Genomic DNA, 16931 nt, shown 5'->3' with positions numbered 1-16931 from the left:
AGGTGAAGCGTCCGGTTTATCCCCGCTGGCGCGGGGAACACCAGTGGTGTTTAAGCCCGACGTCGGCAACAGCCGGTTTATCCCCGCTGGCGCGGGGAACACGTGAGTTCGGCAAGAAAAATGTGGTCCGGCTTCGGTTTATCCCCGCTGGCGCGGGGAACACTAATACTGATTATCTGCTAACACACGGCTCTACGGTTTATCCCCGCTGGCGCGGGGAACACTACAGTAAACCAATGCCATGCCAACATCGCTCCGGTTTATCCCCGCTGGCGCGGGGAACACTGCTACAAATGGCACTCCATTTATTATTCCGCCGGTTTATCCCCGCTGGCGCGGGGAACACCAAAGTTAGCGAGGTTTGACGCATCAACCAAACGGTTTATCCCCGCTGGCGCGGGGAACACGCCACGACGTTTGCCTGTGTCCCGATAGCCTCCGGTTTATCCCCGCTGGCGCGGGGAACACATCAGTCCGGGCGCGCAGTTTACGTCGTACCGCGGTTTATCCCCGCTGGCGCGGGGAACACGCGACGACTGAAAAATGGCGGGGTAATAAACTCGGTTTATCCCCGCTGGCGCGGGGAACACACTAAAACTATATATTTGTTCTAAAAGCCCTTTTTTATTACCTAACAAACTACCAACGGTAAGATAACAATTCCTTATTATTAAAGAACATTCAACTTATTGATTTTCAACAGGAAGAAAAGAAACTAATCTAAGTCCATCCAAATCTACCGGAATACGTCTGTTTTCACCCCAGGTCTGGAACTCAAAACCAGACTCAGTATTTGTTGCCCAGGCCATTACTACGTTTCCGACTCCGCCAAGCTGTGTGATCTGTTGCCAAATCATTTCCCGAATACGCTTCGAGGTATCGCCAACATAAACACCTGCACGAACCTCGAGTAACCAGACGGCAAGACGTCCCCGCAGGCGCGGCGGTACGTTTTCCGTGACCACAACCACCATACTCATCAACCATGCCCCCGATGGCCGCTATCACCCAGTGATTCAGATTCCGGTATTGCTGGCGGCAACATATCCGGCGCAGGCTGAGGTGGTTCAATTTCACCGGCAGCGAGCACCTCTTCGATCAGTGGGATCAATTTTCCGGTCAGCTTCGAACTGCGAAAAATATCACGGCAGGCCAGGCGCACTTCTTTATCAGGTTCCGCCGGGTGACGAGCAGCGATCTCAAATGCTTTGGGCACCACCGATTCAAATTTGATGATATCGGCAATGTCATAAACAAAAGAAAGCGGCTTACCACTATGGATAAAACCGATAGCTGGCGCATATCCCGCCGCCAGGATAGCCGCTTCTGAAATCCCGTACAGGCACGATGTCGCCGCGCTAATACATCGGTTGACGACATCCCCCATCTCCCAGTCTTTCGGATCATAGTTACGACCATGCCATTTCACGCCATACTGCTTCGCCAGTAATGCATAGGTCGCCCGCACACGGGATCCTTCAATACCGCGCAGTTGCTCAACGGAACGACGGGCGGGAGGCGGCTCACGAAAACGCAGTTCATACATTTTGCGGACTACTTTAAGCCGCAGGTCATCATCTAACGCCAGCTTTGCCTGATAAAGCAACTTATCGGCTCGTGCGCCTCCGGGTTGTCCGGAGGAATAGACCCGCACTCCCGCCTCGCCCACCCATACCAACAGGGTGCCGACCGTTGATGCTAAATGCACTGCCGCATGGGAAACCCGCGTTCCCGGTTCCAGCATGATGCAGGCGACCGATCCCACCGGAATATGCGTACGAACCCCGGTTTTATTGATTAATACAAATGCCCCATCCAGCACGTCAATTTGACCGTACTGGAGGAAGATCATTGAGGTTCGATCTTTTAACGGGATCGGGTTGAGCGGCACGAACGTCACGCGTCGTCTCCGGGTTTGATCATCATCATTCCGCAGCCAAACGCCCGGCTTTTACCGAACCCCTGCGCCAGACGTTGCAGGAAAAGCGCGGGTTCGTTAATCACCAGCACGCCGGTATAGTCCACGCTGCTAAACTGAATCATCTGCCGATCTTTCCCGCGACGTATCTGCTGCTGCCGATAAGCATCAACGCTCGCCTCGCGCAGAGTAAAGCCATTTTGCTCCCCCTGGCGCGCCAACCACGTCAGCGCCGCCTGCTGCTGATAAGACCAAATATCCTGGCTATCACCCTGCGTTTTACGCTGGCGTTTCGCCTCCATCAGCAAATCGTGACGCTTGCCGTTTTTGCAAACCGTCGGATTGGCGCGCAGGTTAAACCGCAGCGTCTGCCCCGCGCTCAGCGTTGGCGCAAATGGGCGAGTCTGCACGTCAAAAATCGCGCTGGCGGCAGGCTGTTCCTGTGAGAGAACAAAAAAGCGAAACGCGCCCTGTAACTCTTCGCGGCGATAAAGAAACTGCCGTTCCTTGCTGCCGGGAAAGAGATCCCATAACCACTGGTGCATCACGTACTCGCCGCGCTCCACCAGATGCAAGAGCTGTGCCGGCGAAAGCTCGCTGGTGTGCAGCGTTATTCTTGAGAGATACACGCGTCCTCCTTGCGGAGCCACGGCCCCTGATTCACGCTACGTTCACCGAACAACCATTGCTGGCGGCTCAACGGCATGTCGCGACGACGTAAAATTTTGTTCGCCGTTAAGCCATCGTGTTCACCTTCCCACCAGCATTCATTCTGTAATCCGGGGAGAGTCAGTTTCAGCGTATTGAATTGATCCTGATACCAACGATATGCTTCACGCAGGACATCCGGCGCACGCCCGTCCAGCAGTTGCGGCGCAAGCGGCAACGCCAGAGGGTGACTTTTGCGCCCCAGATACAGCGGGAATACAGGATGTTGTAACGACGCCTGAAGCTGCGCCAACGAGTAAGGCGCGTCCGGCGTCGCGCTGACAGCGATCATCCACCAGGCGTCGGTGTAGTAGTCGCGTCGGGAAATCAGCGCGCTCAGTAACTCAGGATCCTGCAACTCTTCACGGCGGCTGAAATAACGTGCCTTACGTACCTCTTTCGGCATCTGCACCGTGTGATAATCCCGCGCCCAGCGCGGGTTGCCGCTGGCGCACAGCAAAAATTGGTAATGACGGTTGAAGGCGTTTAGCCGTTCCTCTTCATCGCGGCGAATACCCAGCGCCGCCGCCAGCAGCCCCAGCAGCGCCGAGCGCGAAGGCAGATCATGGCTGTGGCGCACTTCGCCTGGCGCATCCACGCCCCAGGACGCCATCGGCCCGTGAAGCTGAAAAACCAGATATTGGCTCATAAGCCGCCCCTTACGCGCAGATGAAATCAAGCACGTCTTTCATGCTTCCCTGCTGATTCATCACGTCGAAACTGGCGGTATCAGTCCGCTGGCCATAAACCTTATTCATATTCTTATGCAGCGATGTAATACGCTTAACCGCAACGTTCAATTGGTCTGTACCGTTGATCGGTTCATAAAACGCGGCCGCCAGTGAACGTGGTTGGTCGGTGCCTTTTTCGGCCAGCGCCCACGAGGCATAGGCACGGCTGGCAAAGCTGTTCTGTTTGCCGGTCGGCGACACTTTCAGCGCCGCTTCAGTAAAGGCGCGCAGCGTTTTGTTTGCCAGTTCTTCATTGTCGTTCAGGTTTTTCACCAGCAGATCTTTGTCGATGCAGATATAGGTGTAAAACAGCGCGGAGCCAAAGCCGGTTTCGCCGAGATGGCCTGCGCCTGCATCTTCTGCCGATGCCTGGCGTAGGTCATCCACAGCGGTAAAGAAATCGTCTTCGATGATCGTTTCGCTGACGCCGAAGGCGTGGGCGACCTGGCAGGCGGCTTCCACGTTAAAATCAGTTTTCTTCGCTAACATCCGGCCAAACATGGCAATATCGACGGCCATGCGATCGTGACGTAACAGTTCTGCTTCCTCTTCTGTTGCCGGACGTTTTTCTTCTGCCAGACGGCGCGCCAGCGCTTTCACGGCCTCAAACTCAGCAGGGCTGATATGCACCAGTTGCTCGGTTTCAGCATTCGTCAACTCATCTTTGGGTTTCTTATCCTCTTTTACCTTGCCAAAGCAGTTGGCGATGTTCTTGACGTACTCAACCGCTTTTTTGGCGTCAATGCCGCTATCAACGAGGATTTGCGCCGCCTCACGAGCAATGCGACCAGTACGAATACCAATATGGCCAGCTAATGCCTGTTCAAATAACTCAGATGTACGCCAGGCGCGTTTCAGGCTCTGAGAGGAGATACGCAGACGTGTTGCTCCGCCAAGCACCACGGTTTTTGGCGCACCGGTATCATCACGGTTCAGGTTAGCGGCGGGGTAAGCGGTCAGTAAATGGAGCTGAATAAACGTTGTCATAAAGATATCCCTGTTAATCTTGTTCGTTATCGGTATCGCCATCGCCGGCCTGGTAGTATTCCAGCGCCCAGCGGATACGAAGAAATTCGGTTGGCCGCTGCTGGCGGCGATGGTGGTTCAGCAAGTCATTCTGCTCCTGGCACCAGCAGAAAATATCGTCTGCAAGAGAAAACAGGTTGACCGAACCATCTAACAGCTTCACCGCACGCCGTAACTGGCGCAGCAGTTCATCCGGCGTTTTTACCGCTAATAGGTGGGAGAAGCGTAATTTTGACATCACCGGAGTGTCGCCACCTTTCTTCTGTCCAAGCTGCGCAGCAAAACTCTTTTGCTCATCAATAAATTTGATATGTGCAGCCAGTGCCGCTGTGATTGCCAATGCAGTAACATTCCAGGGTGCTTTGTTTTTCCATAAAGAATGTGTTTGCATTAACAATGAATGAAGCCCCTCAGCCAAACAGGCATCATTCACCGTTTTACTACGTCGTAAGCTGGCACGTAATCCACGTTTTTCTTGTAGTTCCTCATGCCACTGACGCAAAGTGGCTTTATCATCTTTCGTCACAACACTCATTCAGCAGCCTCCTGTTTCTTTGCTTTGGCGGCTTTTGCACTTTGTTTTTCCGCCGATGTCGTAAAATATTTCTTGCGCGCGGTCATGATGCGTTCCAGATCGCTGCTCTCGTAGGGGTTGGTAAAGACGTGATCATCGAAGTAATGACGGGTAAACAGCCAAAGTTCTCTTTGCCATTTATTCAGCCTTTCGTCCGGCTTGTGGCCGTTTTCCAGATCGTGAATCAGGTTGAGAAAACGTCCCTGCGTCAGGTTCCAGAAATCAATGTCGATAAAACTGAAATCACCGCGAGCACCCTTCGCATCGGCAAACCAGGCCTCTTTGAGCGCGCTGCGAAGCAGGCTCAACAGGCGGGCCGCAGTTTGCACGGCCTTACGTAAATCAGGGATCAGACCTTCCGTCATCAGCAACGGGAAGTGATGCTCATACCAGCAGCGGATTTTCATATTGTCGAAATCCGCGCCAAAGCCCCAGATCCCCGCTTTAACGTCAGTCAGCGAGCGGGCGTTAAACACCTTGACTACCTGCGCGGGAGATTCGTAATTCGCTTCCGTCTGGTTGTTCTGACTTAATCCCAGCCAGTCGCGCCAGATAAGGCCGCCGGGCTGCGGTTTAACGGAAAAGAAGGCGTTTTGATCTTTTACCGGGGCGCGATAAGGCGTCAGCGGGTGCCGCCAGCCATCGTAGTTAACGCCGTAGTTCTTGACGGTCATAAAGCCAAGAAGCTCATCGCTTTCAGCGCCGCAAATATCGCAGCAACCTGACTGTAAGGTGGCAAAATCCAGGCGGATACGACGCGGCATCCCCCAGTACGCCTGGAGTTTATTGACCTGCTCCGGCGTGGTAACGGCATTCGCCTGCTCGCTGGTCCGCGTCGCGGCAAGCCACGGGAAAACGGTCGCATCACACTGGTCTGGTAAAGGCAGATCCGCAGTATCCTGCGGCATCACGTTGAGCCACAGCTTGCGCCAGAGCGGCGTTTGCCGCTCGCCCTGATATTCCTGCAATTCAACCAGCGTGGTCAGTGGCCCGCCGCCGCGCAGCCCGGTACGATAGCCTTTGCCGCCCGCAGGCGCGTTAAGCTGCAACGAGAACAGCGCCAGCGCCGCGCAGTGCGGACAAAAACGTTCCGTTACGCCGCGTTTGACAAAATGATCTTTATTGAACTTCGTGGTTTGCGCGCCAGGTATTTCCGGCAACAATGAGGCAATAGAGACTTTTTCGCCGCTTAACGGTTCAAAATCCTGCATAAAAGACGGCGTTTCCGCGCCAAACTGAAAAGCGTGTTCTAACGGTGCTAATGCCTTATGGAGCACATCGGCATGCAATCCATCAAACCAGATATCCTCCCAATTTTTGTATCTTTTCGGCGCGATACTGCATTGCAGCAATCCCAACAGAAACTGCCAGGCCGCTCCCTGTAAATCTGCTCGCGTTGCGGCGATGTCCACCACGTTTTCATCCGCCAGATCGACGGGGGCCAGCTTGCCCGTGGAACCGTCTTTGAAACGGACGGGGAGCCAGGGCGTTGTTAAAAGTGAAAAATTGTCCATATCTGTATTCGTTATTCCCCCATCATGCCAATCAATCCCTCATTCGCCGAATAACCACAAGCGGCAAAGTCCGTCACCACAATCACCGTGGCAAAATCCTTATCCTGATGCTGTTGCGCACACCACTTACGCAAGGGTTCGCCGTCTAATTTTTCAAACTCGTCTTTATGTTTATTCCACCAGCTCTGACGTACTCGCAGCACGCTCATCTCCCAGGCGTGTTCACCGCTGGCATAAGGGGTTACGACGCTATCCACGATTTTCGCCAGCCACAGCGTGACAGACTCTTCCGCCAGCCGCGTTGACATTTTCTCCGGTAAAGAATCGCTAATTTCAGCACAGTAGCCCGGCGCAAAGTTAAGCAGCATCTGGCCGGCAAATGCCCGGTCGCAATAAAATTTGCCTTCCTGCAATTGCTCGGTTTTTGCAAATCCAACCGGCATGTTGACATCCTCGCCGTAGACCGACTCAATCAACAATCGGGCAGATTGCGGCATCCGAATCGTCCCCTGCTCACGTAATATGCGCTGTGTCAGCCACATGCGCCCATGATCGGGATAGACATAGGCGCTGTTACGCATGGCGCTGGATAACCAGTTCTCTCGCGGCGCGTCATCCCACTCCGGAGCAAGAATGCGCAGCACTGGCGTCTCTCGCTCATCCTGCCCACTCTTTTTCACCAGACCGTTACGATCGCGAATATGACGCTGTAGTCGACCGGCCCGCTGAATTAATAAATCCACCGGCGCTAAATCAGAGATCATCTCATCGCAGTCAATATCCAGACTTTGTTCGATGACCTGCGTGGCGATAATGACCTTACCGGCACGTTGCGCGCCGCTCTGTTTGCCAAAGAGATTCAGCGTCTGTGACTCAATCCGCTGACGATCGTAAAAAGCAAAGCGACTATGGAAGAGTAAAAGGTTTTCCGTGACGACGACCTTACTCAGTTGAAGCTGGCGATAGATACGAATCGCATCATCAACGGAGTTACGTATCCAGGCGATACAGTTTCCTTTTTCCACTGCTTCACCTATACGTTCAAGACACGCCTCTTCACTATGTAGCCAGCCAATATCTACGCAACGCTCAACCTCTTTGCGTGTATCAACCCGCTGAGAAATCAGCTCTGTTTGTGTGACCTGAGTCAGCCAGGGATAATCGTCATGGCCTAGCAACGGCGCCTGCACACTACGCCTCACCCCACGGGAAAATGCCGCCACCAGCTTATCTCGCTGCTGCTGCGATAGCGTCGCAGATAACAGAATAGTGGCGTTGCCATTACTGGCCTGCCGTTCGATCAAACCTTCAAGTATTCGGGACATCCAGGCATCACAGGCATGGATCTCATCAGCCAGTAAGATCTTGTTGCTAAGACCCAGTAACCGCAGGTTGTTATGTTTAAATGGCATTACCGCCATCATCGCCTGATCCAACGTGCCTACGCCAACCTCCGCCAACAACGCTTTTTTATTGCTGTCGGCAAACCAGGCGGCGCATCCCTGACTATAAGGCTGCGCTTCATCGGGTTCTTCCGTACCAGAAAGAGTGACCGACCATATTGACTGATTGAAACGATCCATTAAGCGACGCGCGCTATGCGCCAGAATCAGGCTGGGACGGGAGTCCGGCTGATACAGCGCCAGCCAGGTGTTCGCCATACGTTCAAACATCGCGTTGGCTGTCGCCATTGTCGGCAGTCCAAAATAGAGTCCCTGCGCTTTACCTGCCGCCATCAGTCGATGAGCTAATATGAGCGCCGCCTCTGTTTTTCCGGCCCCGGTGACATCTTCAAGAATAAAGAGTTGGGCGCCATCCACGTTGATATCCAGCTCAAGCGCCTTTTGTTGTAACGGTGTGGGATGCTGAATAAAAGGGAAAAGCGTTTCTATGCCCGTAAAGGCAGACACATTCGCCGCTGAGGGAAATAGCGTGATGGCAGTTTGTGCTTTAGCGAGAGCTTGCTGCCAGTAGGTATCAACAGGCATTTTTTCCGCAGTACGCGGAAAATAACGGCTGGCAGAACCAGTCCAGTCAGCCAGTACAACCGCAGCGGAAATAAACCAGGAAAGTTGCTGAAATTGGTCGATACCCTCATCTTCATCCCAGGCTTCAGGCAAAGTAATTAAAGGAAAGAGCGCTTTTATTCTCAGAAGAAAATCTCTTGCCGCGTCTTTATCCTGCTGGCGAAAATGGTCCAGCTCCTGGATTGCCTCTGGAGGGCGTCCATGATGACCTGTAGTGACTGGCATCCAAAGCGCCATAACGCGCTTACTTTTACGAACTGAAAGCGAAGAAGGAGGAAACAATTCAGGGCATTCACTTAGCCAGGAGTTCCACAACATGTATCCCAGCGTGGTATGCGCGATTTTTTCATAATGCCGTGTAGGCTCATTAAAGATATTTAAAGCCTCATGACGGTATAGTTGCTGGAAGGAATGAGCAAACTTTCCAATATCATGCCAACATAAAATCCAGGCAAAAAATTGCGCCGCCTGCTCCTTATCCTGGATGCCTAATTTTTTTAGATAGTGGTCAATAAAATAAATATTATTTATCACCATCCAGTAACCCACAGCCGCAACATCTAAAGAATGCCAGCAAAGCAAATGGTAATCATCACCGCCGTCAGTTTCTCCTCGTCGAGACTTTCCCCAATAGTGATATATCGACACGTAAACTCCAGCATGTGGATAATAAAAGCACTCTACGCCTTTTTAATGGTCTTTTTTGTTGATATACCTCACAAAAATTGCACTTCCTGAGATTATATTTAAATATGCCCGCTCAATTTTATATATTCTTCAGAAATATTTACCCCACGAATAATTATTATAAATTTTTCCGCCTTTTTCTTCTGGAAGAAGCGCTCAAAGAGGCTTCCTCCAATGCCTTCTGCATAAACCAAAATTTAAAAAAAACGACCATTTGCGGCGAATCATCTACCTTTTGTCTGAATTATCGTCACCACAAAGGATTACCAACCATAAATGTGCTGTATTAATAATGTCGTTCAAATTCTCTCCTGTAGTAAACTTTATCTGTTTAATAAAAAAGAGAGAATTGAACGATATATTTTACTCCGGATATTGAATAATATAAATTTGAAGGAAAATATTATGCCAGTCACTTTAAGCTTCGGTAATCATCAAAATTATACGCTTAATGAAAGTCGGCTTGCTCATCTGTTAAGCGCAGATAAAGAAAAAGCAATCCATATGGGGGGTTGGGATAAAGTCCAGGATCATTTTAGAGCGGAAAAAAAGGACCATGCGCTGGAAGTGTTACACTCCATCATTCACGGGCAGGGCCGTGGTGAACCTGGAGAGATGGAAGTTAACGTAGAGGATATAAATAAAATTTACGCCTTTAAACGGCTACAACATCTGGCCTGCCCGGCTCATCAGGATCTGTTTACTATCAAGTTGGACGCTTCTCAGACACAATTTTTACTTATGGTCGGCGACACGGTGATCAGCCAAAGCAATATTAAGGACATCCTTAATATATCAGATGATGCAGTGATAGAATCTATGAGTAGAGAGGAGAGACAATTATTTTTACAAATATGTGAGGTGATTGGTTCGAAGATGACCTGGCACCCGGAATTACTTCAGGAGTCGATTTCTACACTACGAAAAGAAGTGACGGGCAATGCACAAATCAAAGCGGCGGTTTATGAGATGATGCGTCCCGCAGAGGCTCCAGACCACCCGCTTGTCGAATGGCAGGACTCGCTTACTGAAGATGAAAAATCGATGCTGGCCTGTATTAATGCAGGTAACTTTGAGCCTACAACTCAGTTTTGCAAAATAGGTTATCAGGAGGTACAAGGTGAAGTCGCTTTTAGCATGATGCATCCATGCATCTCCTATTTACTACATACCTATTCACCGTTTGCAGAGTTTAAACCAACAAATTCCGGTTTTTTAAAAAAACTTAATCAGGATTATAACGACTATCATGCAAAAAAAATGTTTATTGATGTAATTCTTGAAAAGCTATATCTAACGCATGAACGTTCTTTGCACATTGGTAAAGATGGGTGCAGTCGTAATATATTACTGACATAAAGATAGCCAGTAATATAACCAATTTAAAATCCGGCTGCCTGCCGGATTTTTCATAGCAGCAGGTATAATCATACCGCGTAAGGACAATTACCCTTCATGCAGCCCGCACTCACGTTTCAGTCCGAAGAAGCGTGTCTCTTCTTCCGCCATACCCGGCTCCCATTTGCGGGTGGTGTGCGTATCGCCCACAGACAGATAGCCCTGATCCCACAGCGGATGGTATTTCAGACCGTGCTTTTGCAGATACTGGTAAACCGTGCGGTTATCCCAGTCGATAATCGGTAGCACTTTAAACACGCCGCGTTGGATAGCGAGAACAGGTAAATGCGCGCGGCTGCCGGACTGCTCGCGACGCAGACCCGCAAACCACGTCTGCGCTTTCAGCTCTTTTAGCGCCCGGTTCATCGGCTCGACTTTGTTGATCTCATTGTATTTCTCAATGCCCTCAACGCCCTGCTCCCACAGCTTGCCGTAGCGCGCTTCCTGCCAGGCCGGACTTTCGCCCGCGCGGTAAACTTTCAGGTTGAGTTTGAGTTTGTCCGTTAGCTCATCAATAAACTGATAGGTTTCCGGGAACAAATAGCCGGTATCGGTGAGGATCACCGGGATATCCGGGCGAATCTGATTCACCAGGTGCAGGCTCACCGCCGCCTGGATGCCAAAGCTTGAAGAAAGCACGTATTCGCCGGGCAGATTTTCCAGCGCCCAAGCCACGCGTTCTTCGGCAGTCAGCGTTTCCAGTTGAGCGTTGGTTTCCGCCAACGCCAGTACGCGATCGACTTTTGGCAGTTCATTCAGGGCATTTAGATCGAGTTTGGACATAAGTTCCTCGCGGTATACCTTGCCTGATGGCGCTTCGCTTATCAGGCCTACGCGGGCGGTAGGCCGGATAAGGCATTTATGCCGCCATCCGGCAATTCAGGTTATTCCCAGAAATCACGCGCGGGATCGAGCACCGGGCGAATGATGCCCGCACGCACCGTAAAGTCGCCGAAGCCTTCACCCGCTTCACGCTCTTTCGCCCAACGCCCAACCAGTTCGTCAACAGAATCGAGAATTTCTGACTCCGTAATATTTTCGCGATACATACGCGGAATACGCGTCCCCATGCGGTTGCCGCCCAGATGCACGTTGTAACGACCCGGCGCTTTGCCCACCAGCCCCAGCTCCGCCAGCATCGCACGGCCACAGCCGTTCGGGCAGCCGGTCACGCGCATCACGATATGCTCATCAGGAATGCCGTGTTTTTCCAGAATCGCTTCCACTTTGTCAGTAAACGACGGCAGGAAACGCTCGGCTTCCGCCATCGCCAGTGGGCAGGTCGGGAACGACACGCAGGCCATTGAGTTTTCACGCTGCGCGCTCACGGCATTCATCAGCCCATGATCGCGCGCCAGTTTCTCGATCTTCGCTTTCTGGCTTTCCGGCACGCTGGCAATAATCAGGTTCTGGTTAGCGGTGATACGGAACTCGCCCTGATGAATCTTCGCGATCTCCAGCAGACCGGTTTTCAGCGGACGCCCCGGATAATCCAGGATACGACCGTTTTCGATAAACAGCGTCAGGTGCCAGTTGTTGTCGATCCCTTTCACCCAACCGATACGATCGCCGCGACCGGTAAACTCATACGGGCGGATCGGCTCAAATTTGATCCCCGCGCGACGCTCGACTTCCGCTTTAAATGTCTCCAGTCCCACGCGCTCAAGGGTGTATTTGGTTTTGGCATTTTTCCTGTCGGTACGGTTACCCCAGTCGCGCTGCGTCGTCACTACCGCTTCGGCCACCGCCAGGGTGTGCTCCAGCGGCAGATAGCCAAACTCGCTGGCCGTACGAGCGTAGGTTTTCTTATTACCATGCTCAATAGACAGACCGCCGCCCACCAGCAGGTTAAAGCCGACCAGCTTGCCGTTCTCGGCAATCGCCACAAAGTTCATGTCGTTGGCGTGCAGATCGATATCATTTTGCGGCGGGATCACCACCGTGGTTTTGAACTTACGCGGCAGATAGGTCTGACCGAGGATCGGCTCTTCATCGGTGGTCGCGACCTTCTCCTGATCGAGCCAGATCTCCGCATAGGCGCGGGTACGCGGCAGCAGATGTTCAGAGATCTTCTTCGCCCACTCGTAGGCTTCCGCGTGCAACTGCGATTCGTACGGGTTGGAGGTGCACAGCACGTTACGGTTCATGTCGTTGGCGGTCGCCAGCGCGTCCAGCCCGACCGAATGCAGCATCTGGTGCACCGGCTTGACGTTCTTCTTCAGAATACCGTGAAACTGGAAGGTCTGGCGGTTGGTCAGACGGATACTGCCATAAATCGTGTTATCCGCCGCGAATTTATCGATCGCCTGCCATTGCGTCGTAGTAATCACCCCGCCCGGCAGACGGCAGCGCAGCAGCATGGCGTGGCGCGGCTCCAGCTTCTGCGCCGCACGCTCGGCGCGAATATCGCGGTCATCCTGCTGATACATGCCGTGAAAGCGTATTAGCAGGAAGTTGTCGCCTTTAAAACCGCCGGTGAGACCGTCGTTCAGATCTTCCGCAATGGTACCGCGCAGGTAGTTGCTTTCCAGCTTCATGCGCTCGGCATCGGACAGTTTACCTTCGACCACCAGTGGGCCTGGATGTTTTTCGCTCATTAGTAGACATCTCGCTGATAACGGCGCTCTACGCGCAGCTCACTTAAATATTCATCTGCCGATTCGAGGTCCATACCGCCGAATTCAGCGATCACTTCCAGCAATGCTTTTTCGACATCTGCGGCCATACGCCTGGCGTCGCCGCAGACATAAATGTGGGCACCGTCATTGATCCAGCGCCACAGCTCCGCGCCCTGTTCGCGCAGTTTGTCTTGTACGTAGATTTTTTCTTTTTGATCGCGGGACCAGGCCAGATCGATCCGGTTCAGCACGCCTTCTTTCACGTAACGCTGCCATTCAACCTGATAAAGGAAGTCTTCGGTGAAGTGCGGGTTACCGAAGAACAGCCAGTTCTTGCCTTCCGCACCGTCGGCGGCGCGTTGCTGCATAAAGGCGCGGAACGGCGCGATACCCGTACCTGGGCCAATCATAATCACCGGAGTCTGCGGATTCGCTGGCAGGCGGAAATTATCGTTGTGTTCAATAAAGACGCGCACTTCGCCCTCTTCTTCCACGCGGTCGGCGAGGAAGCTGGAAGCACCACCCGCGCGGGCGCGGCCTTCAATATCGTAGCGCACGACGCCGACGGTTACGTGTACTTCGCTTTCGACTTCCGCCTGCGCGGAGGCGATGGAGTACAGACGCGGCGTCAGCGGACGCAGCAGGCCGATTAATGCTTCAGCGTCGAGCTGCGCCGGAGAGAAACGCACCATATCAACAATGGGCGTGGTCGCGGCGTAGTGCTGGAGCTGCGCTTTGTCGCCCACTAATGGCAACAGCGACTCACTGCGCGTCAGGGTCGCGTAGTTCTCAACAATGTTGGCGGTATTCACCGTCAGCTCGAAGTGCCACTCCAGCGCTTCGGCGAGCGGCAGGGTTTTACCATCAACCGTCACCGGCTCATCGCCTTTCAGCCACAGCAACTCAACCAGCTCCTTCACCAGAGCCGGATCGTTCTGATACCAGACGCCCAGCGCATCGCCCGGCTGATAGCGCAGGCCGGAGTCGCCTAAATCAATCTCAATATGACGCACATCTTTTTCCGAGTTGCGACCGGTGATGTTCTGATTCACGGAGAGGGTCGCGATCAGCGGCGCGTCTTTAGTATAGGGGCTGGTGTGGATGTCGTTTACCGCGCCAGTAGCGACGGATTGCGAAGGTGCCGCGACAGGTGCGCGAGACTTCAGAACATCAACCACGCGGGCGCGCCATTCGCTGGCAGTTGCCTGATATTCAACGTCAGCATCGACACGGTCGAGCAGACGTTCACCGCCCAGTTCCGCCAGTTTGCTGTCGAAATCTTTTCCGGACTGGCAGAAAAATTCATAAGAGGTGTCGCCGAGGCTAAACACGGCAAAAGCGGTGTTTTCCAGTTTCGGCGCTTTTTTGGAGAACAGGAATTTATGCAGCGCGACGGCCTCTTCCGGCGGCTCGCCTTCTCCCTGGGTGGACGTCACTATCACCAGTAGTTTTTCACTGGCAATCTGTTTGAATTTGTAGTCGCCGGCGTTCACCAGTGTCACATTAAGGTTGGCCGCCAGCAGATCATCACGCAGCGCTTCCGCCACACGACGCGCATTGCCGGTTTGCGAAGCGGAGATAAGCGTAACCCCCGGCATCTTCCCCTCAGGAGCAGGCGTGACGGCAACAGCGCCTGAGCGCGGGTTCAGTACGCCCCAAAAATAGCCGGAGACCCAGGCAAGCTGTTCGGGAGTAAGGTCGGTTGTCGCGGCCTGAAGGCGCGCCAGTTGCTCCGGATTAAGCGGAAGCAACCCAGTCAGTGGAGCCGGTGTCGTCATGCGTCGTTATGTTCCAGTAAGCAAAGCGGATCTATACACAAAATCATTCAAGTTCGCTGTAGCCAGACTGTAAGCTGATCGCGCCCCAGGAGCGTACATAAATACGTGACTGGGGCGAGTAAACGCAGTCAACACAGATGCGGCTTGAAGGATGAAGTGTATAAGCGATAAATCCCAAACTAAGGATAAGGGTAACGGTGAGAGGAATAACAATTAAAGAAGGGTTGGAAATAACAAATAACCAAATGAACTAACCTGTTTTAGTTATCGTTATTAACGCCAAAATCGATTTTATAATTGATTGATAATTATTAAATTTTCTGGAAATTCTTAAATTAATTGCCCGTCACAAGGCGGAGAATGGTTTTAGTTAATGATAAAAAATGCGCTTTCCGGTACCCTACGGCGGTTTTTTTATTGCCTGAGAGTTCATCATGTCCACCACGTTGTATAAAGATTTCACCTTTGAAGCCGCTCACCGCCTGCCTCACGTGCCTGAAGGGCATAAGTGCGGCCGCCTGCACGGACACTCGTTTATGGTGCGTCTCGAAATTACCGGTGAAGTCGATCCGCATACCGGTTGGATTATGGATTTCGCGGATCTCAAAGCGGCGTTTAAACCGACTTACGATCGTCTTGATCACTACTATCTGAATGATATTCCAGGGCTGTCCAATCCCACCAGCGAAGTGCTGGCAAAATGGATTTGGGATCAGGTTAAGCCCGTCGTGCCGCTACTGAGCGCCGTGATGGTGAAAGAGACCTGTACAGCCGGCTGCGTCTATCGCGGCGAATAAGGTTTATTAACGCGTGGGCTGGATGCCAAATTGATTCCAGCCCATCCACACGACGTTTTATCAGTGAAAACATTGTCCAGCGCGGTGTTAAAAACGCAGCACATCACCGGTTGCAGGTGCGGTTATTTCCGGTAGCCACAACCGCCCCCAGGCCCCTGTACAGTGACAACCGCATAGTTTTTCAGGTTTGTGTTCTTGCAGAAAGCGCCTGACTCGCCACATCGTGAACGGTGATGCGCAGCGGAGATGAAATCCGCCGACAAGCGCGTAAATCCGCTTTATACCGGTAATGTTCTGACAGTGCCGGACAATATTTACGATCCCCCGATGCCCGCATCCCGTAATGATGACTAATCCTTTTGTCGATTGGTAAATCAGTACGCCCTCATCCAAAATGGAGTCCGGCTCCGCATCGTGGCCGCCAAAAATGCCGTAGGCTTCAGGCGCAACCACCGGTATTTCCCCTGACCAGATAAAGTTTTCGCCAATCGGCAGGGGGCCACGCGTGTACATCATTCGGTAGCGTGAATAGTCCACCTCACACGACAATTTTTTTATTTTTTCGGGTAATACCGAGAAAAGTCATTGCCGCATAACGTTCGCGCGCAATATCGGGATGGCAGATGATTCGACTGTTATCAGGAAGCCACGGCACGCCGCCGCAATGATCGTAATGACCATGCGAAAGCACCACAGCAGACACATCGGACAGGTCGATCCCCATCGCCAACGCGTTTTGCATAAAACTGCCATCAGGGCCGGTATCGAACAAGATAGACGTAGACTCATCCTCGACCAACAGGCTTAACCCTGGCCGGACCTTCAACGATTTATCCGCTCCAGCTCCCTTATGATTTTCGAGCAATACCCTGATCCTTAACGCCATGGCCTTCTCCTGTCTAAAAGCCTCCCCGGGAAAACGCGGCCTTTTTACTTTACAGGTTTGTAGCTGCCATTACTGGTACACAGATTATGATTATGCAACGGCTATCCTTGTTGGCGCGGGGAACACTAACTCATCACATCCGCGTCAGACCTCGTGACCGGTTTATCCCCGCTGGCGCGGGGAACACGACAACGCATCAAGACCGATATACACCACGCCCGGTTTATCCCCGCTGGCGCGGGGAACACCCGGACAACAGTGACACCTGT

At 52.4% G+C, this 16931-nt stretch carries 13 protein-coding genes, 1 pseudogene and 2 CRISPR repeat arrays (2 of these 16 only partly in view); of the genes and pseudogenes, 2 read left to right on the top strand and 12 right to left on the bottom strand.

Annotated elements, in window-relative coordinates; genetic code table 11:
- Positions 1-590: direct repeats of the CRISPR family, unit length 29 nt; unit sequence CGGTTTATCCCCGCTGGCGCGGGGAACAC (it extends 1150 nt beyond the left edge of the window).
- A gap of 96 nt (positions 591-686) precedes the next feature.
- From cas2e to J4617_RS09710, 8 genes are read right to left on the bottom strand one after another with little or no spacing between them, the layout of a single operon-like run.
- On the bottom strand, positions 687-980 hold the full coding sequence (gene cas2e / locus J4617_RS09745) for a type I-E CRISPR-associated endoribonuclease Cas2e (RefSeq protein ID WP_001518648.1): 294 nt from the start codon (positions 978-980) through the stop codon (positions 687-689).
- Positions 980-1900 (bottom strand): type I-E CRISPR-associated endonuclease Cas1e, encoded by a 921-nt coding sequence (gene cas1e / locus J4617_RS09740; RefSeq protein ID WP_017466175.1) that lies wholly within the window; start codon positions 1898-1900, stop codon positions 980-982. The genes cas2e and cas1e overlap by 1 nt, the downstream gene beginning before the upstream one ends.
- On the bottom strand, positions 1897-2547 hold the full coding sequence (gene cas6e, locus J4617_RS09735) for a type I-E CRISPR-associated protein Cas6/Cse3/CasE (protein WP_000281486.1): 651 nt from the start codon (positions 2545-2547) through the stop codon (positions 1897-1899). The genes cas1e and cas6e overlap by 4 nt, the downstream gene beginning before the upstream one ends.
- Positions 2529-3275, bottom strand: a complete 747-nt coding sequence (gene cas5e, locus J4617_RS09730; RefSeq protein ID WP_017466176.1) for a type I-E CRISPR-associated protein Cas5/CasD — start codon at positions 3273-3275, stop codon at positions 2529-2531. The genes cas6e and cas5e overlap by 19 nt, the downstream gene beginning before the upstream one ends.
- A gap of 10 nt (positions 3276-3285) precedes the next feature.
- Positions 3286-4344: a type I-E CRISPR-associated protein Cas7/Cse4/CasC gene (gene cas7e / locus J4617_RS09725; RefSeq protein WP_000206416.1), complete on the bottom strand. Its 1059-nt coding sequence runs from the start codon at positions 4342-4344 to the stop codon at positions 3286-3288.
- 13 nt (positions 4345-4357) lie between these two features.
- The gene (gene casB, locus J4617_RS09720; protein ID WP_000117946.1) at positions 4358-4918 is read right to left on the bottom strand and encodes a type I-E CRISPR-associated protein Cse2/CasB; all 561 of its coding nucleotides are present in this window, start codon (positions 4916-4918) and stop codon (positions 4358-4360) included.
- Positions 4915-6471, bottom strand: a complete 1557-nt coding sequence (casA, locus tag J4617_RS09715) for a type I-E CRISPR-associated protein Cse1/CasA (RefSeq protein WP_000368584.1) — start codon at positions 6469-6471, stop codon at positions 4915-4917. The genes casB and casA overlap by 4 nt, the downstream gene beginning before the upstream one ends.
- An 11-nt stretch (positions 6472-6482) precedes the next feature.
- Entirely contained in the window at positions 6483-9146 is a 2664-nt protein-coding gene (locus J4617_RS09710; protein WP_000029738.1) for a CRISPR-associated helicase/endonuclease Cas3, read from the bottom strand.
- Positions 9147-9590: 444 nt separating this feature from the next.
- On the opposite strand from J4617_RS09710, the gene sopD reads away from it, so the two are divergent.
- Complete coding sequence (gene sopD / locus J4617_RS09705) at positions 9591-10544, top strand: SPI-1 type III secretion system effector SopD (protein ID WP_024145767.1); 954 nt, start codon at positions 9591-9593, stop codon at positions 10542-10544.
- 87 nt (positions 10545-10631) lie between these two features.
- On the opposite strand, the gene cysH is transcribed toward sopD, so the two are convergent.
- From cysH to cysJ, 3 genes are all read right to left on the bottom strand, one after another.
- On the bottom strand, positions 10632-11366 hold the full coding sequence (gene cysH, locus J4617_RS09700) for a phosphoadenosine phosphosulfate reductase (RefSeq protein WP_000039870.1): 735 nt from the start codon (positions 11364-11366) through the stop codon (positions 10632-10634).
- Positions 11367-11467: 101 nt separating this feature from the next.
- Complete coding sequence (gene cysI / locus J4617_RS09695; RefSeq protein ID WP_001290662.1) at positions 11468-13180, bottom strand: assimilatory sulfite reductase (NADPH) hemoprotein subunit; 1713 nt, start codon at positions 13178-13180, stop codon at positions 11468-11470.
- Entirely contained in the window at positions 13180-14979 is a 1800-nt protein-coding gene (gene cysJ / locus J4617_RS09690) for an NADPH-dependent assimilatory sulfite reductase flavoprotein subunit (protein WP_017466163.1), read from the bottom strand. Before cysJ ends, cysI begins: the two co-directional genes overlap by 1 nt.
- A 434-nt stretch (positions 14980-15413) precedes the next feature.
- On the opposite strand from cysJ, the gene queD reads away from it, so the two are divergent.
- Complete coding sequence (queD, locus tag J4617_RS09685) at positions 15414-15776, top strand: 6-carboxytetrahydropterin synthase QueD (protein ID WP_000108313.1); 363 nt, start codon at positions 15414-15416, stop codon at positions 15774-15776.
- Positions 15777-15863: 87 nt separating this feature from the next.
- Here the strand turns inward: queD and J4617_RS09680 are convergent.
- Positions 15864-16662: pseudogene (locus J4617_RS09680) on the bottom strand (MBL fold metallo-hydrolase).
- Positions 16663-16759: 97 nt separating this feature from the next.
- Positions 16760-16931: direct repeats of the CRISPR family, unit length 29 nt; unit sequence CGGTTTATCCCCGCTGGCGCGGGGAACAC (it continues 650 nt past the right edge of the window).

It is taken from the genome of Salmonella sp. 32010601201800023SM (assembly GCF_017572235.1).
Lineage (GTDB): Bacteria > Pseudomonadota > Gammaproteobacteria > Enterobacterales > Enterobacteriaceae > Salmonella > Salmonella enterica.
The sequence above is the reverse complement of the archived record's forward strand: the minus strand, read 5'-3'. Positions and strand labels throughout refer to the sequence as shown.

Coding starts and splice junctions, on each gene's coding strand:
- cas2e (WP_001518648.1), bottom strand. CDS start 980: ATGAGTATGGTGGTTGTGGTCACGGAAAACGTACCGCCGCGCCTGCGG.
- cas5e (WP_017466176.1), bottom strand. CDS start 3,275: ATGAGCCAATATCTGGTTTTTCAGCTTCACGGGCCGATGGCGTCCTGG.
- cas7e (WP_000206416.1), bottom strand. CDS start 4,344: ATGACAACGTTTATTCAGCTCCATTTACTGACCGCTTACCCCGCCGCT.
- casB (WP_000117946.1), bottom strand. CDS start 4,918: ATGAGTGTTGTGACGAAAGATGATAAAGCCACTTTGCGTCAGTGGCAT.
- casA (WP_000368584.1), bottom strand. CDS start 6,471: ATGGACAATTTTTCACTTTTAACAACGCCCTGGCTCCCCGTCCGTTTC.
- sopD (WP_024145767.1), top strand. CDS start 9,591: ATGCCAGTCACTTTAAGCTTCGGTAATCATCAAAATTATACGCTTAAT.
- cysH (WP_000039870.1), bottom strand. CDS start 11,366: ATGTCCAAACTCGATCTAAATGCCCTGAATGAACTGCCAAAAGTCGAT.
- cysI (WP_001290662.1), bottom strand. CDS start 13,180: ATGAGCGAAAAACATCCAGGCCCACTGGTGGTCGAAGGTAAACTGTCC.
- cysJ (WP_017466163.1), bottom strand. CDS start 14,979: ATGACGACACCGGCTCCACTGACTGGGTTGCTTCCGCTTAATCCGGAG.
- queD (WP_000108313.1), top strand. CDS start 15,414: ATGTCCACCACGTTGTATAAAGATTTCACCTTTGAAGCCGCTCACCGC.